This is a genomic window from uncultured Nonlabens sp., assembly GCF_947495285.1.
Classification (GTDB): domain Bacteria; phylum Bacteroidota; class Bacteroidia; order Flavobacteriales; family Flavobacteriaceae; genus Nonlabens.
Window position 1 is genome coordinate 14,088 of record NZ_CANLXZ010000011.1, and the last position, 22,311, is coordinate 36,398.

General features: G+C 32.8%; 21 protein-coding genes. All 21 read left to right on the forward strand.

The genetic code is table 11. From position 1 onward, the window contains the following. The first annotated feature begins 3 nt into the window (after positions 1 to 3). The 21 genes from Q0838_RS06140 (at position 4) to Q0838_RS06240 (ending at position 22,310) form a co-directional block, all read left to right on the forward strand. Entirely contained in the window at positions 4 to 627 is a 624-nt protein-coding gene (locus Q0838_RS06140) for a CatB-related O-acetyltransferase (protein WP_298952429.1), read from the forward strand. Beyond that, positions 620 to 1,432: a class I SAM-dependent methyltransferase gene (locus Q0838_RS06145; RefSeq protein WP_298952431.1), complete on the forward strand. Its 813-nt coding sequence runs from the start codon at positions 620 to 622 to the stop codon at positions 1,430 to 1,432. The genes Q0838_RS06140 and Q0838_RS06145 overlap by 8 nt, the downstream gene beginning before the upstream one ends. Beyond that, the gene (locus tag Q0838_RS06150; RefSeq protein ID WP_298952433.1) at positions 1,429 to 2,271 is read left to right on the forward strand and encodes a glycosyltransferase family 2 protein; all 843 of its coding nucleotides are present in this window, start codon (positions 1,429 to 1,431) and stop codon (positions 2,269 to 2,271) included. The genes Q0838_RS06145 and Q0838_RS06150 overlap by 4 nt, the downstream gene beginning before the upstream one ends. Then, positions 2,268 to 3,143, forward strand: a complete 876-nt coding sequence (locus Q0838_RS06155; RefSeq protein ID WP_298952435.1) for a polysaccharide pyruvyl transferase family protein — start codon at positions 2,268 to 2,270, stop codon at positions 3,141 to 3,143. Before Q0838_RS06150 ends, Q0838_RS06155 begins: the two co-directional genes overlap by 4 nt. Beyond that, a complete protein-coding gene (locus Q0838_RS06160; RefSeq protein WP_298952436.1) occupies positions 3,112 to 4,176 on the forward strand; it encodes a glycosyltransferase family A protein in 1,065 nt (354 codons plus the stop codon). The genes Q0838_RS06155 and Q0838_RS06160 overlap by 32 nt, the downstream gene beginning before the upstream one ends. A 6-nt stretch (positions 4,177 to 4,182) precedes the next feature. Further along, positions 4,183 to 5,091: a hypothetical protein gene (locus Q0838_RS06165; RefSeq protein WP_298952437.1), complete on the forward strand. Its 909-nt coding sequence runs from the start codon at positions 4,183 to 4,185 to the stop codon at positions 5,089 to 5,091. Positions 5,092 to 5,099: 8 nt separating this feature from the next. Continuing rightward, a complete protein-coding gene (locus Q0838_RS06170; RefSeq protein WP_298952438.1) occupies positions 5,100 to 6,365 on the forward strand; it encodes a hypothetical protein in 1,266 nt (421 codons plus the stop codon). 9 nt (positions 6,366 to 6,374) lie between these two features. Next, positions 6,375 to 7,496: a non-hydrolyzing UDP-N-acetylglucosamine 2-epimerase gene (wecB, locus tag Q0838_RS06175; RefSeq protein WP_298952439.1), complete on the forward strand. Its 1,122-nt coding sequence runs from the start codon at positions 6,375 to 6,377 to the stop codon at positions 7,494 to 7,496. Further along, positions 7,489 to 8,577, forward strand: a complete 1,089-nt coding sequence (locus Q0838_RS06180) for a galactosyltransferase-related protein (protein ID WP_298952441.1) — start codon at positions 7,489 to 7,491, stop codon at positions 8,575 to 8,577. Before wecB ends, Q0838_RS06180 begins: the two co-directional genes overlap by 8 nt. Further along, entirely contained in the window at positions 8,577 to 9,719 is a 1,143-nt protein-coding gene (locus Q0838_RS06185; protein WP_298952443.1) for a glycosyltransferase, read from the forward strand. The genes Q0838_RS06180 and Q0838_RS06185 overlap by 1 nt, the downstream gene beginning before the upstream one ends. After that, a complete protein-coding gene (locus Q0838_RS06190) occupies positions 9,716 to 10,873 on the forward strand; it encodes a hypothetical protein (protein WP_298952445.1) in 1,158 nt (385 codons plus the stop codon). Before Q0838_RS06185 ends, Q0838_RS06190 begins: the two co-directional genes overlap by 4 nt. 77 nt (positions 10,874 to 10,950) lie before the next feature. Beyond that, positions 10,951 to 12,120, forward strand: a complete 1,170-nt coding sequence (locus Q0838_RS06195) for an acylneuraminate cytidylyltransferase (protein ID WP_298952447.1) — start codon at positions 10,951 to 10,953, stop codon at positions 12,118 to 12,120. Further along, complete coding sequence (locus Q0838_RS06200) at positions 12,107 to 12,982, forward strand: N-acetylneuraminate synthase family protein (RefSeq protein ID WP_298952449.1); 876 nt, start codon at positions 12,107 to 12,109, stop codon at positions 12,980 to 12,982. The genes Q0838_RS06195 and Q0838_RS06200 overlap by 14 nt, the downstream gene beginning before the upstream one ends. A gap of 169 nt (positions 12,983 to 13,151) precedes the next feature. Continuing rightward, positions 13,152 to 14,573, forward strand: coding sequence for a UDP-glycosyltransferase (locus Q0838_RS06205; RefSeq protein ID WP_298952451.1), 1,422 nt, complete (start codon positions 13,152 to 13,154; stop codon positions 14,571 to 14,573). Then, on the forward strand, positions 14,570 to 15,463 hold the full coding sequence (locus Q0838_RS06210) for a hypothetical protein (protein WP_298952453.1): 894 nt from the start codon (positions 14,570 to 14,572) through the stop codon (positions 15,461 to 15,463). Before Q0838_RS06205 ends, Q0838_RS06210 begins: the two co-directional genes overlap by 4 nt. After that, on the forward strand, positions 15,445 to 16,878 hold the full coding sequence (locus tag Q0838_RS06215) for an MBOAT family O-acyltransferase (protein WP_298952455.1): 1,434 nt from the start codon (positions 15,445 to 15,447) through the stop codon (positions 16,876 to 16,878). The genes Q0838_RS06210 and Q0838_RS06215 overlap by 19 nt, the downstream gene beginning before the upstream one ends. Then, a complete protein-coding gene (locus Q0838_RS06220) occupies positions 16,878 to 17,750 on the forward strand; it encodes a hypothetical protein (RefSeq protein ID WP_298952457.1) in 873 nt (290 codons plus the stop codon). Before Q0838_RS06215 ends, Q0838_RS06220 begins: the two co-directional genes overlap by 1 nt. 3 nt (positions 17,751 to 17,753) lie before the next feature. Further along, positions 17,754 to 18,887 (forward strand): glycosyltransferase family 4 protein, encoded by a 1,134-nt coding sequence (locus tag Q0838_RS06225; RefSeq protein ID WP_298952459.1) that lies wholly within the window; start codon positions 17,754 to 17,756, stop codon positions 18,885 to 18,887. Then, entirely contained in the window at positions 18,880 to 19,785 is a 906-nt protein-coding gene (locus Q0838_RS06230; RefSeq protein ID WP_298952461.1) for an FkbM family methyltransferase, read from the forward strand. The genes Q0838_RS06225 and Q0838_RS06230 overlap by 8 nt, the downstream gene beginning before the upstream one ends. Before the next feature lie 27 nt (positions 19,786 to 19,812). Then, positions 19,813 to 21,282, forward strand: a complete 1,470-nt coding sequence (locus Q0838_RS06235) for a glycosyltransferase (protein WP_298952463.1) — start codon at positions 19,813 to 19,815, stop codon at positions 21,280 to 21,282. Continuing rightward, entirely contained in the window at positions 21,279 to 22,310 is a 1,032-nt protein-coding gene (locus Q0838_RS06240; RefSeq protein ID WP_298952465.1) for an exostosin family protein, read from the forward strand. The genes Q0838_RS06235 and Q0838_RS06240 overlap by 4 nt, the downstream gene beginning before the upstream one ends. Position 22,311: the final 1 nt, after the last annotated feature.

The following is a 22,311-nucleotide window of genomic DNA, read 5'->3' on the forward strand; positions in this document are numbered from 1 at the left end:
TACATGAGTTTAAAAAAAAATATAAAGTTTATATTAATCAAGTTAGGTTTGTATAAACCAAAACTTATTTCACCACCTTTTTTTACCAAAGATTATTTTAAAAATTCTTCGTACGTAATAGGCGATTATAGTTATGGTAAACCAAATATTCGTTTCCCTCATCCTGATTCTAATTTGAGAATAGGTAAGTTTTGTTCTATATCCTCTGGCGTTAATATTTTTTTAGGAGGTAACCATAGAGTAGATTGGGTAACTACATATCCTTTCAATGATATCTCATTTTTTTCAGAACATTGTAATAATTTGAAAGGCCATCCTTCAACTAAGGGTGATGTAAATATAGGTAACGATGTTTGGATAGGATTTGGAGCAACTATTATGTCAGGTGTTACAATTGGTAATGGATCTGTGATAGCTGCTAATTCATTGTTAACTAAGGATGTAGGTCCTTATCAAATATGGGGAGGTAATCCAGCAAGGTTAATAAAGAAACGATTTACAGATCGTGAAATTGAATGCTTAAATAAAATGGCATGGTGGGATTGGGACATAGATAAAGTTATTGCTTTAAGTCCTAAATTGTGTTCTGAGAATTTAAATCATTTTATTGAAAAAAATAATGAATAAGAAAATTTTAAACATTGCTAAACTCATTAGGTTAGCTTTCATTAAACGAAATGCTTTGTCCACTTATAGATTTGGGGAAAAGGTATTAAAGGATAAGTATTTTATCAATGGTGACATAAAAAATAAGGCACAAAAGGAATCAGTTGTAAAAAGAACAGATGTTATTAATTATTTACTAAATTTTTTTGACACACCAACCTATCTTGAAATTGGAGTTAGAAATCCAGATCATAATTACAATAAAGTAACTTGTAAACAAAAATATGGAGTGGATCCTGGCTTAGAATTTGGATCTAATCCAGTTAAATTTAAAATGACAAGTGATGTTTTTTTTGAAAAACTATCTAGTGGCGATATTTTGGGTAAGGAAGTGAAATTTGATGTAATTTTTATAGATGGACTTCATCTCGCTGATCAAGTAGAACGAGATATCAGTAATTCTTTAAAACACTTGTCAGAAAACGGATTTATAGTGTTGCATGACTGTAATCCACCTACTGAATTTCATGCGTCAGAAACATATGATTATATGTTATCACCTTCACAAGGAGCTTGGAATGGAACTACTTGGAAAGCTTTTGCGAAATATAGAAAAGATTTAAATGTACATAGTTGTTGTATTGATACAGACTGGGGAATAGGGATTATAAGTAAAACTACTAAATTGGTAAACGTTTCAAAAGTTGTAAACCCTTATTTTGAATACTTTATTATGTCAGAAAATAGAAAAGAAACGCTTGGGCTTGTAGATTTTGAAACTTTTTGTAAAATGATAAATGAAAATATACACAAAGACATAAAGTGAAATTATCTATTATAATAGTCAACTTTAATACGCCTGAGTTAACAATTCAAGCCGTTAATTCATGTTATAAATTTATTAATAATCAAGAGTTTGAGATAATAGTTGTTGATAACGGCAGTACAACAGGTAAAATCACAGAAGAGTTTAAGAATTTTCATAATTTAAAATTGATCGAATCTACAGATAATATAGGATTTGGACGAGCAAATAATTTAGGTTTTGAAAATTCAATAGGTAAGTACGTTCTACTTCTTAATTCAGATGCGTATCTAATTGATGAGCAAAGTGTACGTCTAATGATAGATTACTTAAGTAAAAATGATAAGGTAGGAATAGTAGGCCCTAACTTTTTAAAAGCTGATGGTACTAAAAACTATGCATACGGTAACTTACTCAGTTTCCGTAAATATCTTAGCGATATGGGTGTTTTTCCGATTTCAAAAAATAATTATTCCAAATATAGTACTTATAAAGTTTGTGATGTTGATTCACCGACTGAGGTAGATTACTTAGGTGCTGCAGGAATTATACTAAAAAGAGATGAAATTATAAAGAATGGATTATTTGATCCTAAATTCTTTCTTTATTTTGAAGATATGGAGCTAGGTTGGCGGTATAATAAGAATGGGTGTAAAAGTGTTTTATTGCCTGCAGCCCAAATTGTTCATCTAGGAGGTGAATCTTCTGGGAATCTAAGTCTTTTTGTAAAAGGTAAAATTGAGGAGAGTAAGATTTATTTTTTAAAAAAGACTTTTGGATTGCCACTTTTCTATGTTTCACAGATAATAAAGATGGGTTATCTTCCTATCAAAAAAATCATTAAAAAAATCGTTAGATGAATTCATACTTCAAGAAGATTAAAAAACTCATTCAATTTACCTTTGGATCAAGACCATTAGTGTTTTGGTGGTCTATCAAATATAGGAATGGATTACCTAAAGAAAATTTTGGCGATATACTCACTCCATATTTGGTAAATAAAATATCAAAACAGGAGGTGTTGTTCTTTGAGTTGAAAAGTCAATTTGCCACTATTTTTAAACACTATCTTATGGTAGGAAGTATAATTACCTTTGCTACTAAAAAAAGTGTTATTTGGGGATCAGGTATTATTAGTAAATCTCAACCTATAAAAGAAGCCACATTCCTTGCTGTACGAGGACCTAGGACTCAAAAGAGGTTACGAGAATTAGGTTATCCAGTCCCTAATATTGTAGGAGACCCTGCGTTATTACTACCATTAATTTATAAACCAAAGAAGGAAGTGAAATATGAATTAGGGATCATACCACATTACGTAGATGAACAACTTGCAATTGAACTTAGAGGTAACGCAAGTAATACTACCATAATTTCATTACTTACAGATGAAATAGAACCTGTAATAAATAAACTCTTAGAATGTAAGGCAGTCATATCAACCTCGTTACATGGATTAATAATTGCACATGCATACGGTATACCGGCAAGATGGATTCAATTATCTGAAAATTTAAGTGGTGATGGGACTAAGTTTTATGATTATCTAGAATCACTAGATATGGTTTCAGAAAAAATAGATTGTAGAGGTTTTACCTTAGAATCATTGAGTCCTAACATAGATTTTCACTTACCTTGTCCCTCAAATGTGAGAAACCTTCAAGAAGGGTTATTATCTGTTTACCCACTTCAAATTAAGGATGATAGATTATTATCAATCATTAATAGGTAATAAAATGAGAAAAGGATTTAATGCAACCAGACATCAGCCTATAAAGAACTCTGTCGCACAACATAGAGTTATTATTCCGCTTTATATACCTCATGAAAATGAATACTATTCTGATGCTTTTAAAATCTTTGAACTTTGTATTAAAAGTATAGGAAATTCCTCAACAGCGTTAACACCTATAACGGTAATAGCAAATGGCTGCAGTCAAGAAGTTCATCAAAAATTACTAAATTTAGTTTCAAATCAATTTATTAACGAACTGATAGTAGAGACAGCACAGATAGGTAAGGTAAATAGTATACGTAAAGCCATACTCGCGAGTGAAGAAGAATTTTTAACTATAACAGATGGAGATGTTTTATTTTTAAAGGACTGGGATGCATCAGTAGCTCAAGTGTTTAATTCATTTCCTAAAGCCACTGCGGTTGCACCAGTACCTATACATAAGACGTTTAATCAATTTGTGTCTAACATTTGGTTTGATTACCTTTTTTCTGACAATATTGCTTTCGCAAAAACGAAAAATCCTGAAGCACTTGAGCGATTTGTGCAAAGTATAGGGTGGCCGCATCTCAACGAGCATCAAAAATTAGAAATCTTAACATTAAAGGCAAAAAATGGAACAGAAGCTGTAGTAGGTTGTAGTCATTTTTGTACTACCTATCGAAGAGATGTTTTTAAATTTTCCCCTTTAAAATCAACTAAATTTACACTAGGTGGTGACAGTGAGAAAATGTACTTAGATTTACCTTCAATTCAATCAAATGGATATAGATTATCTACAGCTCAGAATCATGCTTACCATTTGGGGAATAAATTCGAACCATGGATGCAAGAAGAATTTAATAGAATTCAACAACAGAAAAAAAGAATTGTAAACTGGCCTAAAATGAAAAGTTTAAAAAAGTCTACTTTTAGATTTTATTTAAAAAATCGTATTTTTAAAAAACTATTAAGCTACTTTAATTTCTATAATGCATATTTAAATAAATGTGGTATCAATAAGAAATGGGCTCATAAATACTATAAATAAAATCTGTTGAAAAAAATCCTTTTATTCTCATCATTATGTAAGCCTAAATCTATTTTAGAGGTAACTTTACCTTCATGGATAGCTCAAGAAAATGATGATTTTGTTTATGATATCCTATTGTATAATGATAATAAGGATCAAAGCGCAATAGAATTTACTAATGACTTTGGTCAAAAGCATAGCAAAGTCACAGTGATTAGTGACTGGTTTAAAAATACATCTTCCTATAGTAAACATAATTGGACTCAAGAATCTGTAGAACGTATTATTTATATAAAAAATAGAGCACTAGAAATAACTCAAGAAAAAGAGTATGATGCTATTTTTCTAGTAGATTCAGATTTGGTATTAAACCCAAAGACTTTACAACATCTCGTAGGTCTTCAAAAGGATTTTGTTTTTGAAATATTTTGGACAGTTTTCACAGATCAAACTTTTGCCAAACCTAACTGCTGGGATGTACATTCATGGGATTACTATAATGCTCAATCTATTCTTAAATTAAAAGAACCTGGAACCTATCAAGTAGGAGCTGGTGGCGCTTGTACATTGTTGAGTACAAAAGCATTGAATAAAGGTGTGAATTTTTCTAAGATTAAGAACATACCTTATGGCGGTGAAGACCGACACATTTGTACCAGAGCAGAGGTGTTAGGTTTCCCTATTTATGTAGATACTCATTATCCTGCATTTCATATTTATAATACGGGATTATTACCAAAAGTTGAGCAATGGTTTTTAAAAAAATTATCACCTTCTTATTTTGATACTTGGCTAGACAAAAAGTGGGAACAGCTAGTGATTGAATCACAAAAAAAACAAGAGATAATAGTTTTTAAAAATAGTTTTCAAAAAATTAAAATGGCTTTGTATAAAGCTAGACGTAGTTATATTAATTATATCAGATACCATTAAAGACAGTAATGAAAAGACCTTTGAAAATTCTTATCGTTGCAGATGTCCTTACCACTAAAACCAGTGGAGGAAAGGCAAGTAACGCCTTAGTACAAGGTTTCATAGAGCAGCGATATGACCTTAAAATATTACATTATTCCAGAGAAGATATAAACTTTGACGGTACTGATACAATTAGTATACCAGAAAAAAAATCAAGTTGGTCTTATATCACAGCAAAAATGCAAGTCGTTTTTCAACGAGCTACGGGACGCAATATAAACAATTGGGTAGAAGCCAGGAACGGTTTTTCTTATACACATAACTATGATGTGAAAAGTATAAAAGCAGCTATTAAAAAGGAAAGACCTCAGGATTATGACTATATCGTTGCATTAAGTTATGCTAGTAGCTTTAGGGCTCATAAGGCTATTTTAGAATTATCAGAGTGGCATCATAAGTTTTTACCCTACGTTCATGATCCGTTTCCCATGCATAGTTATCCTAGACCTTATGATTGGGTTGAACCTGGACATCAGAAAAAAAGAGATTTCTTTGTTTCTATGTATACTGCCGCAAAGGCTATTTTATATCCTAGTAAAATGTTAGGTGAATGGATGGAAAGCTATTACCCTACTGGTAAAGATAAATCTGTTGTTATACCTCATTTAATAGTTGACAGCTTAAAGGATAGTAGAGTATATCCACCCTATTTTGACCCTTCAAAATTCAATATATTGTATGCTGGTGCTTTAATGAGTGCTCGTAACCCTATGGCTTTAGTACAGGCTTTTTTAGAGTTTATAAGTGATGGAGATGGACTTGATAAGCAAGATCATGCACGACTAGTAATAGTTTCTGGCGATTCTATATTTGATAAAAAAATGAAATCTCTCGCTAGTTTAAATTCACAATTATTAATAAGTCCAAAGAAAGAACCATTTCAAATTGCTTATAATATGCAGCAGCAAGCTGCAGTAAACGTAGTTCTAGAGGCAAAAGGCCCAGCAAGTCCATTCTTACCAGGCAAAGTTCCACACTGTGTTACAGCAAATAAACCTATACTAGTGTTAGGTCCTTATTACAGTGAGACTAAGCGCATTTTAGGAATTGACTATCCTTATTGGAGTGAGATTTACGATGTAGAGACCATTAAAAAACATATTTCCATACTTTATCTAGATTGGAAAGAAAAAAAGGGTCAATCAACTTTGGAAATCGATGATTTGACTACATACTTTGAAAGTTCCAGTATAAATCTAGCCATGGATATAATTAGAGCAAAGATTTCTTAAATTTTTTTTATGAAAAAGATATTAATCGTCATAGGTACGCGTCCCGAAGCTATTAAAATGGCTCCTTTAATAAAAGGTTTTTTAGCACAGCCAGATTATTTTGATCTACACCTTTGTCTCACTGCTCAGCATAGAGAAATGCTGGATCAGGTAATGCACTTCTTCGATTTGAAGTCAGATAGTGATTTAAACTTAATGCGTCCTGATCAAAGTTTAACCACTTTATCGAGTAAATTAATGGAAGGGATTTCTTCCGTTATAGATAGTTTTAATCCAGATTATGTTTTTGTACATGGAGATACAACTACGGCAATGGTAGCAGCACTTTCATCTTTTTATTCTCAAAAGAAAATTGTTCACGTTGAAGCAGGTTTACGCACGCATAATATCTATTCACCATTCCCTGAAGAAGCAAATCGACAGATCATATCTAGACTTGCCTCATTGCATATGGCACCTACAGTGCGATGTCAAAAAGAATTATTAGATGAAAATATAGAGGTGCCAGCCATTACGGTAACTGGAAATACTGTGATAGATTCACTATTTCTAGGTTTACAAATTGTTAAGGAATCGCCATCACAAAGATTACTCGATTTTAAAAAATCGATAGGCAATTCAAAAGTTATTTTAGTAACTAGTCATCGCAGAGAGAATCAAGGTGTTGGTATTTTAGAAATTTGTAAAGCGCTTAAAATTATAGCAGAAGAATTTCCTGATACTCAAATTATTTTTCCAGTACACCTTAACCCTAAAATCCTAAAACCTGTTCACAAAGAACTAGATGGAATTAATAATGTAAAACTTCTTAAGCCACTGGATTACGAGTTGTTCATATGGATGATGCAACGTAGTTATTTGATAATTACAGATAGTGGAGGAATTCAAGAAGAAGCACCATCTCTTAATAAGCCTGTAATAGTTATGCGAGAATTTACTGAAAGACAAGAAGCAGTAGAAAGTGGAGCGGTACTATTAGTAGGAAATAATAAAGAAAGAATTATTAAAGAGACACGTCGATTAATAAATGATAAAAATCATTATGATAAAATGGCTGCTGCCTTAAATCCTTACGGAGATGGAAATGCGGTTGCTAAAATTATTGACGTAATAAAGTCCCATCATGAATAATTCTTTAACCATAGTGATTCCTAATCGCAATCGTGACCTTAAAACGGTTCAACGTAGTGTGAGTTCTATTATACCGCAACTTGATGAGTCTACGCAGTTGGTAATTGTAGATTATGGTAGTGAAAAGTCTTATCAAGCAGCGCTGGAACAGTTATTAAAAACACATGATCAAGTAGAGCTTGTAAAATGTCCTACACAAGGACAGTTATGGAATAAGTCTAGATGTATCAACATGGTGTTAAAATCCTGTAAGACCACTCATTTAATGGTGTCTGACATGGATATGATATGGCATCCTGAATTTATAAAAAGTCAAGTAAAATCGTTTTCTCAAAACGATACCGTTTATTTTACAGTAGGTATAATGACCGAAGAAGAAAGTTCCTTAGAAAAGTCTTTTGAAGATTACAAAATTAAATTTCAAACAGATCACGAGGCAACTGGAATCTCTATTTTTCCTACAGAACAACTCGTTAATATAAATGGTTTTGATGAGTTTTATCACGGTTGGGGTAGTGAAGATACAGATGTACATATGCGTTTGAAAAATGCTGGTTATGAAGTCCGCTTTTGCGAAAGCAAAATATTTTTCAAACATCAGTGGCATGAAAAATCATATCGTAGTTCAAGTAGCAGATTACCATTTCATTCAAATCAGGAGCGTGTAAATTTTAATTATTTTTCTATTAGTAAAAAGACGCAAAAGGTAAAAGCAAATAACTTTAAATTATGGGGTTTACCTTTTCATTCCAAGTGTTATAAAGCACTAGAGAAACCTTCTCAAAGTTTTGAAATTTATGCTACTCAAGAAGAATTACTAGCATTTTTATTCTATTTAAATGATGTAGAAATATCTCAAGTTGTACATCTAAAAGTAGTTGAACATCCTCAAGTTAAATCTTTAAAGTCGCTAATGAAAAAAGCAACTGGAAAAAAAGTTCCAAATTTTATAAACTTAGAAAAGGTAAATGAAATTCTATTGGAAGCTATAATAAAAAGCTACCACAACTCCCCATATACGTTTAAGTTCGATCGTTCAAATAAGTTTATTCAGTGGACTGTTAATTTAATTAATCGCTAATGAAAATCCTACTAGTTTCCATGAACTCTATACACTTCCGTCGCTGGTCAGAGCAGTTGCGGGATAGTGGTCATGAGGTGTACTGGTTTGATATATTAGATCAAGGATATGCCCCATCTATGAGTTGGATGACTCAAATTACAGGATGGAAAAAAGGATTTTTAAAAAAACGAGGACGTACTTTTATTAAAACTAGACTACCTAAACTTTTTAATGCTCTAGTTCATAAATATGATACGACAGTAGAAGACGCTTTTGCAAAAACGATACGAGAAATTCAACCAGATCTAGTTCATAGTTTTGCGCTTTACACTTCATGCTTGCCTATTATCGATGTCATGAATGAAAACCAAAACATTAATTGGTTGTATTCAAGTTGGGGAAGTGATTTGTTTAACAGATCAAATAAACCCAATTATAATATTGAAGTTTCATCTGTATTGAAGCGTGTAGATTATCTCATAACAGATTGTAAACGAGATCAAGGAATAGCTGTTAGAATGGGCTTTAAAGGGAATCATCTAGGTGTCTTTCCTGGTGGTGGTGGATTTAAGTTAGAACAGTTTTTGCCATTTAGAAATCCTATTAAAGATAGAAAGCTATTACTAGTTAAAGGTTATGAGAATGAATTAGCAAAAGCTTCTATAGTTTTAAAAGCTTTAGACTTAATTAATTTTTCTGAAGAAATACAAATTATACTATTTGGATGTGAAAACAACTTTGTTTTAGAGCACAAAACACATTGTAAAAACATCTCTTTTTTACCTTCCATATCCCATGATAATATCATGGAATTAATGGGCAAGTCTTTGATTTACATAGGAAACAGTGTTTCAGATGGTATGCCTAATACTTTACTCGAGGCCATATCTATGGGAGCATTTCCTATACAGTCTAATCCAGGAGGAGCAACAGCAGAAATTATAAGCCACGAGATAAATGGACTTCTTATAGAAGATCCACTTGACACAGAAGATATTGCGGCACTTATTCAGCAAGCAGTGATTGATACTCAAATGATTCAAAAAGCTTTTAAGTATAATCAAATATTGGCGCATGAACAATTAGATTATAAAGTGATTAAGAAAGAAGTCCTCAAAACTTATGCGAGTTTAGATGATTTAAAAAATTATCATAGATGATTGTAATTAGAGATATTATAGTTGAGGAATTTAGCGAGTCAGGACGTGTAGAAGTACAAGTTTCTCTAAATGATAAGTTGGAAAACCTATATTATCAAACCAATTTTAAATTAGATAAGATTATAGAGAGTGACCTTTGGAATGCTGCGATCATTGCTTTATTACCACTTTCATTTGAGAATAATTGGAACATTAAATCAAATGGTATTATTGATGAAACATTAAAGGATGGGTTGATTAATGAACTTTTTCCAGTAATGAAACAAGCCTATACAACTGATTTTACTCCTCTTCTAGATGTGGAATCACAACATTTTTCACCATGTTTGATGAATAATCAAACAGCTACTGGCTTATCATGTGGGGTAGATAGCTTTGCTACAATATTCTCTAAACAAAAAGAGTTAAGCGCTCTTACTTTTTTTGATGCTGGCTCTCATGGTAAAAATTTTCAACAAAAAACAGATTCTATTAGACAACATCGGTTTTCTAATGTAGAACTTGTTGCTAGTAAATTAAAAATGCCATTGTACACAGTCACCTCTAATTTAAGCAATTTTACTAAAGCAAAATTTCAAGATAATCATGCATTTTTACAACTGTCTTGTGCGCACTTGCTCTGCGGTATTTGCAATGTTTACCATTATAGTACTGGGCAAAAAAATGATTATTTAGATCGTCACGAACTAGACTTTATTTATATTAATAATTTCCTCACCCCAGCATTGAGTAGCGGCCGTTTAAAAATTAAAACCTCGTTAGGTACTTTAACTAGATTTCAAAGGACTTATATTATAAGTGAACAAAAAATCCCGCAGCAGCATTTAGACGTATGTGTTGACCCTTTTAAAGTTATAGATCAAGGTCTTATCAATTGTTCGGGCTGTGATAAATGTTTGCGAACTCAACTTGCACTAAAGATTCAAGGAAATTATGAAAGTTTTAGTTCTGTTTTTAATGAACAGATTTACAATGTGAAGATCTCTAGATATATAGCGTTTTTAAAATTTACTAGAAAAAAAAATGTTTTAAACGGTGAATTGTATGATCTTGCTGTGATAAACGGCCTGATAGATGTAAGGGTAAGAATGGAATTTGTTAAACTTAATTGGAATAATTTTAAAAAGATTTTAAAGAAAAAAATTAGAGATTAAACTTAGAATTTTGTAAAGTTTGTTTTTTAAATCATTTTCATTCAAATTTCCTTAAATTTGTCTACAACGCTATAATTATGAAATCCATAGGATTTATTCCCTTACGTGCAGGTTCCAAAGGTATTCCTGGAAAAAACAAAAAGAAACTTCTAGGAAGACCTCTTTTTTGCTGGACACTAGGAGAAGCGATTGCTTCTAATCTGGACAAAGTTTACATTTATACAGATGATCTGGATATTCTTTCATTTATAGAAAAAGAATACCACTGGACAGATAAGGTAAAAGCAGTAAAGCGCAGTGACGCAAGCGCAACGGACACAGCAAGTACAGAGCTAGCGATGATGGAGTTTATAGATGGATTAGAATCTAAGTTTGACTTATTCTGTCTATTGCAAGCCACCTCTCCATTCACGACAGCAGTAGATATAAATAAATGTCTAGAGGTAGTTAAAAATGGTAAAAATTACGATAGCGCGTTAACTGTTGTTAATTCACATCGTTTTACATGGCATGCAGACGGTACCCCTAAGAATTATGACATCTTTAATAGACCTAGAAGACAAGATTTTGAAGGGCTTTTAATTGAAAACGGTGCTTGCTACGTTACCACAGAGTCTGCTTTGCGTGAAAGTAATAATAGAATAAGCGGTAATATAGCAACAGTAACTATGCCTGAGGACAGTCTTACCGAGATAGATTCCTTAACCGATTGGAAAATTGTAGAAGAATTACTAGCGTCTCGATTAAAGGCAAAGAAACAAAGCGATCACATAACTCATTTAATACTCGATGTAGATGGAGTATTTACCGATGGATGCATCTACTATGGAGCAGATGGTGAGTTGATGAAAAAATTTGACATGCGTGACGGTATGGGATTAGAAATATTACGTCAGTATGGAGTAGAAGTTATGGTTATGACTTCAGAAGATTCTCAGATAGTCGCTAGCCGCATGAAAAAATTAAAAATTAAGGACGTTTATCTAGGAGTAAAAGATAAATATAGTTTGTTAACAAGAATAATATCCGATAGGAATCTATCATTTTCTAACATCGCCTACATAGGTGATGATGTAAATGACATGGCAAATATTTGTGCTGCTGGCTGGTCATTTACACCTGCAAATGCTACACAACCTATAAAAAATCATGCAGATGTTATACTGCAAAATAATAGCGCCGAAGGAGCAATCCGTGAGGCGACAGAATTTATAATAAAATACAACAACCGTTATGAGTCATTATAAAAAACCATACACCATTGCAGAGATAGGTGGAAACCATAAAGGAGATATGGAAATCGCCAAAGAATTAATTAAAGTAGCTGCCATTTTTTGTAAAGTAGATGCTGTAAAGTTTCAAAAACGACATAATATAGAGTTGTTAACTAAAGAACAGTACGAGGCGCCACATCCTAACCCTGTAAACTCTTATGGAGATACCTATGGTGCGCATAGAGAATTTTTAGAATTTGATGTAAAACAGCATGCAGAGTTAAAAGCATATTGTGAAGAAGTAGGAATTACTTATTCTACCAGTGTATGGGACACGACTAGTGCAAAGGAGATCGCTGGACTAAATCCAGAATTCATAAAAATCCCTAGTGCTTGCAATAACCACTATGAAATGCTAGGCTGGTTGTGCGAGAATTATAAAGGAGAAATTCACTGTTCTACAGGAATGACTACTAAGGATGAGATAGAAGAGCTAGTTAAATTTTTTGAAAAGCATAACAGAGCCAAAGATCTAGTTCTTTACAATTGTACATCTGGTTATCCAGTACCATTTCCAGACGTTTGTTTACTAGATATCACAACTATGATTCAAAAGTACAGCGACCGTGTAAAAACTATAGGTTTTTCTGGACACCATCTAGGTATAGCTGTAGATATTGCTGCTTATACACTGGGAGCAAATGTCGTAGAGCGCCATTATACACTAGATCGCACCTGGAAAGGAACCGATCATAGCGCATCTCTAGAGCCTGCAGGAATGAGAAAACTAGCACGTGATTTAAAAGCAGTTCATGAAGCACTAGATTATAAAGCGACCGATATACTTCCTATTGAGCAAGTACAACGCGATAAATTGAAATATAGAAAAATATAATGTCTGGCCAGAGCCTGTCGAATGCGTGTTATTAATCACGATCTTATCAGATTTTAACGCTACTTCGACAAGCTTAGTAGGACACTTTTTTAAAAAGTATTTTGATGATAAAGGTGTGTAATAGTCTGCTTAATTAAAAAACTAGATCGAGAACGATTTAAAAATATAGATGTCTGATTCTAAAAATAACCAACCCAAAGTTTTCATTCTTTTTCCTGATGGAGTAGGATTGCGCAATTTTGCATTTACACATTTTAAAGAAATAGGTGAGCAACAAGGCTTTGATATCACCTACTGGAACAACACTGTTTTTGATCTGAAAAAAGAATTAAATTATCCAGAATTAAAAATAACGAGTACTAAAATTCACCCTAAAACACCGGTCTTGAATCATGCTCGTAAAAGAGTGGAGTTATCGCTTTCGCGAAAGCGAACCAAGGACCATGTGTATCCTACCTATCGATTTCCTTTAAAATGGAATAGTTTAAAAAATATAGTGAAAAGCTCTTTTGTTAGCTTCTATGAAAAATATAGAGCAACACCTAAGGGATGGCAGTCATTAATGAATAAAATGAACGCTGCAGAGCGTTCTACTAGTCGTTATCAAGAAGTAAAAGCACAATTAGAAGAACACCGGCCAGATCTAGTTTTTTGTACAACGCAACGAGCAACACAAGCTATTGCACCTATTCTTGCTGCCAGAGATCTAGGAATTAAAACCGCGTGCTGGATATACAGTTGGGATAACCTACCTAAGGGAATGACCACCATAGAAACAGATTATTACTTTGTGTGGTCTGAGTTGATGAAAGCGCAACTACTAGAGTATTATCCTAAAACTAGAGAAAAGCAAATCTTTGTAACAGGAACACCACAATTTGAACCGCATTATGATAGCTCTTTATTGCTTTCACGTAAACAGTATTGTGCAGCACATAATTTAAATGAGAACACAAAATACATATGTTTCTCTGGTGATGATCAAACCACATCGCCACTAGATCAATACTATCTGGAAGACACGGCCATCGCTGTACGTAAATTGCGAGAAGAAGGTAAAGATGTAGCGATTATTTATAGAAAAGTACCTATTGACTTTTCTGGGCGATATGATGAGGTTTTAACTAACTATAGTGATGTTATTACATCTATAGATCCATTATGGAAACCTATGGGGAGCCAGTGGAATCAAGTAATGCCTACTAAGGAGGATTTTGCTTTGCTCGTAAATACGTGCTACCATAGCGAGCTTGTGGTAAATATATGCTCGAGTATGGTCTTTGACTTTGTGGCGCACGAGAAACCCACGATTTACCCAAACTATGAGCAACCGCAACTTAAAAAAGGAATACGTGATATAGGACAAAATTATAAATACGTTCATTTCCGATCGATGCCAGATTATGATACTAGCGTTACTTGGGCAATGAATAAAGATGAGATTTATGATGGAATTAAAGGCTTACTTAATGGTAGTCTTAACCCAGTGCCTGTCACAAAAAAGTGGTTTGGAATCGTAAATAAACCAGAGCAACCTGAAAAAGCTAGTGAGCGTATCTGGGAAGCGGTTAGTAAATTATTAAAAACATGAAAAAAGTTTTTTCTTACCTAGCTATTATTTTAACACTGGTAATTAGTTCTATGTTCATTCTAAATGAAATATATTCTTATTCTTTTAGAAATGGTATTGTTAGAAATAAGAGGCAGGAACTTTTACTACATAAGAACGATAAATTTGATATCCTTTTTTTGGGATCGTCTAGAACTGAATCTCATGTGGTGGATAGTGTTTTTGAAAATATAACAAATCTAAAAGTTATAAATGCAGGAATGGAACGGTCTACATTACACGATTCTTATGCTGTGTTTTATTCGTTATTAAAGAATAATAATAAATTAAGTGAGTGCTGGATTCAGCTGGATTACACGCATAATATAACCAAGCACTCAGCAAATATGTTCGCTGAAATAGTTCCTTTTTTAAATGACGAAACTTTAGAAAGTCATGCTATTGAAATAGGTCAAATTTCGTCAGTAAGAGTGCCATTTACTTTATTTATGAAAAACGATAAGCCTATAGGTTTTAGAGAGTTTTTCTTAAAAGTAATCAATAAAAAGTCAGAGCAAGATTTTTCTTTGCAATTTAAGCCACTATTGGGTTGTGGTACTGGGCTAAAAGGTAAATGGCCAAAGTCGATGGAGTCTAATATTGCCATGAATAAAATCTTGAAATTGGCTAAGGAATATGGCATAAGAGTTCACTTTTATACCAGTCCTAATTGCCCTAAAGCGGAAAATCGAGATGATTTTGGGTTCTCTTTAAAAGAGAACTACCGTTTCAAAAACTATTACGACATTTTTGATGATTCTCTGGATTATTTTTATGATTGTGGACATTTAAACAATAAAGGTGCGTTAGCATTTACTAAACTACTCGCCGAAGATTTTTTAAGAAATAAAACATGCTTTTCAACTCAATAGAATTTTTAATTTTCCTGCCACTGTGTTTTATCCTGTATTGGTTTGTAGTGAATCGCAATTTGAAATTGCAAAATGCTCTTATTCTTGTGGCGAGTTATTTCTTTTATGGCTGGTGGGATTATCGTTTTTTGGGTCTAATAGCCTTTAGTACAATTATAGATTATTCATTAGGTATAGCTATTAATAAATCAGAAATAAAGTCTAGTAAGAAGTGGTTGCTTTTTATATCTCTAGTGGTTAATCTTAGTTTACTAGGTTTTTTTAAGTACTTTAATTTCTTCATAGACTCCTGGATAGATGCTTTTAACTCTCTAGGTTATGAGATGCAAGCGAGTACTTTAAATATTATCTTACCTGTAGGTATTTCTTTTTACACTTTCCAGACTTTAAGTTATACTATAGATGTCTATCGTGAGAAATTAGAACCTTCTAAAAACTTGATCAATTTTGCAGCTTATGTTGCCTTTTTTCCTCAACTAGTTGCAGGTCCTATAGAAAGAGCGACTAATTTATTACCACAATTCTCTAAGAAACGCATCTTTAATGAAGAACAAGCCATTTCTGGAATTAACCTCATTCTATGGGGTTTATTTCAAAAAGTGGTCATAGCAGATAGTTGCGCACCTTATGTAAATAGTATTTTTGATACTTATGAAAGTATGAACAGCCTGAGTCTTATCCTTGGCGCTGTCTATTTTGCTTTTCAAATTTATGGTGACTTTGCAGGGTATTCAAATATTGCAATCGGTACGGCACGTTTATTAGGCTTTGATTTAATGCGTAATTTTAATTACCCATATTTTTCTAGAGACATGGCAGAGTTTTGGCGACGCTGGCACATTTCACTGTCCACGTGGTTTAGAGATTATTTATACATACCACTGGGTGGATCTAGAGGTTCTAAATGGATGCAACTGCGCAATGTGTTTATTATATTTATGGTGAGTGGTTTATGGCATGGAGCTAACTGGACTTTTGTATTTTGGGGATTTCTTCATGCACTCTTTTTTATTCCGATATTACTACTGGATAAAAACAGAAATAATTTAGATCAAGTAGCGCAGGGCAAGATATTACCTTCATTAAAGGAGTTTTTTCAGATGACGGTGACTTTTCTACTGGCCTGTATAGCTTGGGTTTTCTTTAGAGCTTCTAACATTGCAGAGGCTTTTCAATACTTAAAAAATATAATTACAGATACTGGATTTAAAATACAGTACCTAAACATTGAGCGTTATAACATAGAAATGTTGTTGATACTATTTATTTTCATAATGTATGAATGGTTTCATAGAGAAGAAGAACATCCTTTTAATGGGAGGTTAAAATGGCTGAAAATAGGGACTGTTATCTTAATGTTACTTACTTTAGGGGTGTATTCTAATCATCAAGATTTTATCTATTTCCAATTTTAATGAAGATTTTTTTTAAATATATATATGGATTGCTTTTAGTTCTAATTATTGGTGTATTTATTTTAGATACGGTATATACGGCTGCCTTTCACACAGGGTTTGCAAGGAATAAGACCCAATATGCTGTACAACTTAAGGAGAGTCATATTGATTATATATTTTTAGGTAGTTCTAGAGTAGAAAATCATATTGATTGTGAGTTAATCACTGAATTAACAGGTAAATCTTGTTTAAATTTAGGTTTGCAAGGAAGTAGAGTTAATGATTCCGCATCACTATTACAGATTTTAAAAGATAACGATATTTCTTATAAAAAAGTTTTTTACCAATTAGATTATTCAGTTAATTCCGATGGTTTTTCACCTGCTTTCCTTTCTTCGCTAATGCCATTTGTGAATGATGATAATGTTAAAATTAATTTGTTGTCAAAACTAGAATTAACAAAATCCACTAAATTACCTTTTTTACAGTATGCTACTAATGATAAAATTGTAGGATTCAGAGAAGTGATTCTTCAGTATTATGGGAAACCAAGTAGACAAGATTTAACAAATGGATATGACGGTAGAGATGGTATAGGAGTAGATATTAAAGGTGAATTACCTAGCTCTATTAAAGAGAATAATAGCGGTATTCTATGGATGCAGGAGCTAGAACCTAAAAATCTAGTTTTTTTCACTGCACCATATTGTAAAGAAGCTATTAATAGAGATCTCATGATTAAGGATTTGAAAGATAAATACCCAAGTGTCACGAGTTTTATAAATATTTTTGATGATAAAGAGATGTATTTTGCAGATTGTGGTTACTTAAATAATAAAGGAGCGAAATCCTTTACTCGAATATTGACACAAGATTTACTTTTGAATTAACTTATGCACATCGCCTTTCTCACTTCAGAGTATCCACATCCAGCAGTTCGTCATAGTGCAGGAATAGGAACTAGCATTAAAAACCTCGCGACAGCACTTGTAGAAGAAGGTCATCAGGTTACACTATTTATTTATGGTCAGAAAAAACACTTGACATTTGTAGAGCATCAAATTAACTTTCATTTGATTAAACAAAAAGAATACAAGCTAGGTGGCTTTTATTTTTATAGAAAATATGTTCAAAAATTTATTAATGCGCATAGTGCACAAATAGATGTGTTAGAAGCACCAGACTGGACAGGCATAACTGCTTTTATGAATTTTAAAAAGCCTCTTGTAATAAGACTACATGGCAGTGATACTTATTTTTGTCATTTAGAAAATCGACCTCAAAAAAAGAAGAATTATTTATTTGAAAAATGGGCACTTAAAAGAGCAAAAGCTATAACTAGTGTGAGCGTATTTACCGCTCAAAAAACGCAGGAGCTATTTCGACTTAAAAAACAAATAACCGTCATTCATAACATAATCCTTCTGGAGAATTTTATTCCATTAGCATCGATAGCAGAATCTAGATATATTTTAAACTTTGGTTCTGTAATAAGGAAAAAAGGTGTTATTGCGCTGGGAAAAGCTTTTAACAATCTCGCTGGTAATTTACCAGACGTAGAACTTAAATATTTAGGTAAAGATATAAGAGATGCCTTAACAGGGACTATGACATCCACACTTATCTTAAATGAGATAGATCCTTGTTTTCAAAAACGAGTAAGTTTTATAGAGCAAGTACCTTACGACGAAGTAAATCAATACATTAATAAAGCAGCTGTAGTATGTCTACCTAGCTATGCCGAGGCTTTTCCTATGACATGGCTAGAGGCAATGGCATTAGAAAAACCACTAGTGACAAGTAATATAGGCTGGGCAAATGAAATTATGATAGATGGAACTACAGGCTCAACTATGCAACCAGATGATAGCGAGCTATTTTTTCAGGCATTAAAAAAAATGCTAACTGATAAAGAATTTGCAATGCAATGTGGAAAAAATGCGCGTATGCATCTAGAGTCTAATTTTTCAAAAAAACAAATTGTGAATCAAAATTTATCCTTTTATAAATCTGTAATTAATGATTAGTTTAAACGCCATTATAGCCAAAAATAAAAAGCGTTTCAGGATGTTTAAATGCCATGAGTTAACAGCTAATAAGCCACGACAAGCTCTAAGGCGATACATAAACACAAACTTGCAATTTAGTTATAAAACTCGTGTTATACATCAATGGGTAAATGGTCTGAAATTATCTATTCAAAAAGGTGATGCTGGATTAGTAGGGAACATATATTATGGGTTATATGAGTTTAGAGAATCATTGTTTTTACTGCATTTTTTGAGAAGAGAAGATTGCTTTCTAGATGTAGGAGCAAATATGGGACACTTCAGTATTCTTACCTCAGGCTCTGTAGGTAATAAGACTATTTGTGTAGAGCCATTAAAAACTACATTTAATAGATTACAAGAACAGGTAATTCTTAATAAACTAGATGCACTTGTACAAGCTCATAATTGTGGTGTTTCTAGTGAGGCTGGGACCTTGTTTCTTAGTAATGATAAAGGTGTGATGAATAAAATAGTTGATGTATGTCATCCCAAAGCTACTGCTATAAATGTTCAAACGATAGATCAACTGGTAAACAGAACTAGTGTGACAGCTATGAAAATAGATGTAGAAGGTTTTGAATTACAAGCGCTTAAAGGTGCTGTTAGAACATTAAATAGCGCAACTTTAAAGGTTGTTATTGTTGAGTTAAATGGATCTGGAAAAAATTACAATATTGAAGATGATGAAATTTCAAATTTCTTAATAGCACTGGGCTTTTTACCATATAGATATTTGCCATTTACGAGAAAACTGAATCCTTTAGATAAATATGATAAAAACCAATTCAACACTATATTTATAAGAGATGTTGATTTTATAAACGAGCGCATCGCAACTGCACCGCAAATTAAAGTGCTTCATCACCATATTTAATAAATTCTATTATTAGGTTTGCAACTTATGATCTTCATCGAACACGAGAATAATAGAGTAACTAGTTTACTTCATAATGGAGAAAGAGCCATTACAGCTATTGTAAAAATCGCTCAAAAAAATCCAAATCATTCCATAGTTATATCTAAGAAAGGTATCGATGTTACTCCGTTTAAAGATGCTATAAAAAATTTATTGCTGCCTTATATTATTGTGTCTTCTCACACTCGATTGCATAACGATTTAGGTTATGTGGAAGACTCACCATTCATTAATGTTTCTAATACTGTTACCTATCCCACGTGGATAAAAAGCGCCGCGATATTTACTATTCACGCCTCTTTAATTAATCAATTAAAAGATCAGTTAAATGAGAAAATTAACTTGCTGTATTGGATTAATTCCATTAGTAAATTAGCAAGACCTCTCGGGATTTTAAGTTATCAAATTCCTATTTATGTATCACAAGAAGATCAATTTGATACAACGACATTGTATCGTTTTGTAAAACAACATTATAAAACACGGTGGATTTTTATCTTGCTTATTTGTCATATGTGGTATGAGAAACGTATTCCTTTGTACGCTTTCGCGAAAGCGATATTCTCAAAATCACTTTCACTTGATTTAGACATTCAAGCCCTTCAAGAACCCATAAAAGCTGTTGCTCAAGAGTCTTTGATATACGACGTAGTGATACCTACGATGGGTAGAGCAGGCTATTTAAAAAATGTACTAGAAGATTTAAATGCACAAGAAATAGTACCGCGTTCCATTATAATAGTAGAACAGAATGAAGATGAGAATGCTGATACAGAATTAGATTTTTTAAAAAAGGCTGCATGGAGATTTGAGATAAAACATATATTCACACACATAACAGGAGCTTGTCGAGCGCGTAATGAAGCGATCAATTTAACTACATCGCCATGGGTATTACTTTTTGATGATGATGTTCGTGTGCCAAGAAATTTTTCTCTTGAGACAAACACTTTGTTAAATAAGACCAGTGCAACTGCGGTTACATTTGCTTGTTTACAAAAAGGAGAAATAGAAAAGATGCAAGTCTTTAAACAATGGGAATCCTTCGGTTCTGGATGTTCTATGGTACATAGAGAGGTTATAGAAAAATGTAGTTTTGATATGTCGCTAGAGCACGGTTATGGGGAAGATGTGGATTACGGTATGCAAATACGTAACGCTGGACATGATGTGATCTATGCACCGCAAATACAGTTGGTGCATTTAAAAGCGCCCGTAGGTGGTTTTAGAAAACCACATGTCTTCCCATGGAAGAAAGATGCAGTGCAGCCTAAGCCTTCGCCACAAATTATGTACCATCGTAAAAAGAATTACACACATAAGCAGTTGTTAGGTTATAAGATGATTCACTTCTTTAAATGGTATAAGAATTCTGGAACTAAGCATCCAATACAGTATTTTAATCATTTTAAAAAGGCATGGAGCCTTAGTGAACGTTATGCAAAAGAGCTATGATTAAATTATATACAGACTATTCTCTTTTACTTCCAGAAAATAGAAAACACGCTCATCCATTAATATTTGATTTGCATTACTATGAGCATACACCTCAAATTGTTTTTGAGAAGTATCAACTAGTAGATACAATTGAGAAAGCAGACGCGATTATTTTTCCTTTGAACTATTTATCTAAAGGAGTTTCTAATTTGAGAAAATCTTACGAGCTATTGATTGCATTAGCCCAAAAACAGAATAAAAAAATCTTAGTGTATACAGGAGGAGATTATGGTAAAACATTTAATGACTCCAATATTATTACATGGCGCAATGCTGGTTTTAAGAGGTCTAACGATGAAAATACACTTATTCTACCTGCTTTTATGAACGATCCATTAGAAAAGGGCTTCCTAGATTTTAAATTATTAGAATATGAAAAAGTTCCACACGTTTCATTTACCGGTTTTGCAACGGCTAGCTTTAAAGAGCAGGTTAGAATCAATTTATCAACGTTAAAAAGTAACATCAAGAGACTGTTTAAACAAGAAGATAGCGACTACCAAAAAGTGTACAATGCAGCTGGTAATAGATTCAGCTATCTTCAAATGCTGGAAAGGTCTACAGATATAAAAACTGATTTTATCCACAGAGATAAATACCGTGCTGGTTCAATAACAGTAGAACAAAGAGAAAAATCTACTCGTGAGTTTTTTGAAAATTTAAATAGCTCTCCGTATACTTTTTGCTTGCGTGGTGCAGGTAATTTTTCAGTTCGATTTTTTGAATCCCTTGCATTGGGAAGAATACCTATATTAATAGATACTGACGTGCAATTACCGCTAGAAGGAATCATAAATTGGGATAAACATATATGTCGTGTCAGTACAGAAGAAAACCTTACAGATGCGATAACTAGATTTCATTATTCTCATGATCGTGAATCGTTTATAGAATTACAAAATAGCAATCGTAGTTTATATGAGAGATACCTAAATAGACACGCTTATCTTTGTGAAATTCATTCTATTTTAAAATCGATATTGTAAT

Excerpts from the sequence above, each read along its gene's own strand:
- Q0838_RS06155 (WP_298952435.1), top strand. The coding sequence starts at position 2,268 with ATGAATTCATACTTCAAGAAGATTAAAAAACTCATTCAATTTACCTTT.
- Q0838_RS06215 (WP_298952455.1), top strand. The coding sequence starts at position 15,445 with ATGCTTTTCAACTCAATAGAATTTTTAATTTTCCTGCCACTGTGTTTT.
- Q0838_RS06170 (WP_298952438.1), top strand. The coding sequence starts at position 5,100 with ATGAAAAGACCTTTGAAAATTCTTATCGTTGCAGATGTCCTTACCACT.
- Q0838_RS06180 (WP_298952441.1), top strand. The coding sequence starts at position 7,489 with ATGAATAATTCTTTAACCATAGTGATTCCTAATCGCAATCGTGACCTT.
- Q0838_RS06200 (WP_298952449.1), top strand. The coding sequence starts at position 12,107 with ATGAGTCATTATAAAAAACCATACACCATTGCAGAGATAGGTGGAAAC.
- Q0838_RS06145 (WP_298952431.1), top strand. The coding sequence starts at position 620 with ATGAATAAGAAAATTTTAAACATTGCTAAACTCATTAGGTTAGCTTTC.
- Q0838_RS06205 (WP_298952451.1), top strand. The coding sequence starts at position 13,152 with ATGTCTGATTCTAAAAATAACCAACCCAAAGTTTTCATTCTTTTTCCT.
- Q0838_RS06140 (WP_298952429.1), top strand. The coding sequence starts at position 4 with ATGAGTTTAAAAAAAAATATAAAGTTTATATTAATCAAGTTAGGTTTG.
- Q0838_RS06230 (WP_298952461.1), top strand. The coding sequence starts at position 18,880 with ATGATTAGTTTAAACGCCATTATAGCCAAAAATAAAAAGCGTTTCAGG.
- Q0838_RS06235 (WP_298952463.1), top strand. The coding sequence starts at position 19,813 with ATGATCTTCATCGAACACGAGAATAATAGAGTAACTAGTTTACTTCAT.
- Q0838_RS06240 (WP_298952465.1), top strand. The coding sequence starts at position 21,279 with ATGATTAAATTATATACAGACTATTCTCTTTTACTTCCAGAAAATAGA.
- Q0838_RS06185 (WP_298952443.1), top strand. The coding sequence starts at position 8,577 with ATGAAAATCCTACTAGTTTCCATGAACTCTATACACTTCCGTCGCTGG.
- Q0838_RS06210 (WP_298952453.1), top strand. The coding sequence starts at position 14,570 with ATGAAAAAAGTTTTTTCTTACCTAGCTATTATTTTAACACTGGTAATT.
- Q0838_RS06195 (WP_298952447.1), top strand. The coding sequence starts at position 10,951 with ATGAAATCCATAGGATTTATTCCCTTACGTGCAGGTTCCAAAGGTATT.
- Q0838_RS06160 (WP_298952436.1), top strand. The coding sequence starts at position 3,112 with ATGATAGATTATTATCAATCATTAATAGGTAATAAAATGAGAAAAGGA.
- Q0838_RS06190 (WP_298952445.1), top strand. The coding sequence starts at position 9,716 with ATGATTGTAATTAGAGATATTATAGTTGAGGAATTTAGCGAGTCAGGA.
- Q0838_RS06220 (WP_298952457.1), top strand. The coding sequence starts at position 16,878 with ATGAAGATTTTTTTTAAATATATATATGGATTGCTTTTAGTTCTAATT.
- wecB (WP_298952439.1), top strand. The coding sequence starts at position 6,375 with ATGAAAAAGATATTAATCGTCATAGGTACGCGTCCCGAAGCTATTAAA.
- Q0838_RS06225 (WP_298952459.1), top strand. The coding sequence starts at position 17,754 with ATGCACATCGCCTTTCTCACTTCAGAGTATCCACATCCAGCAGTTCGT.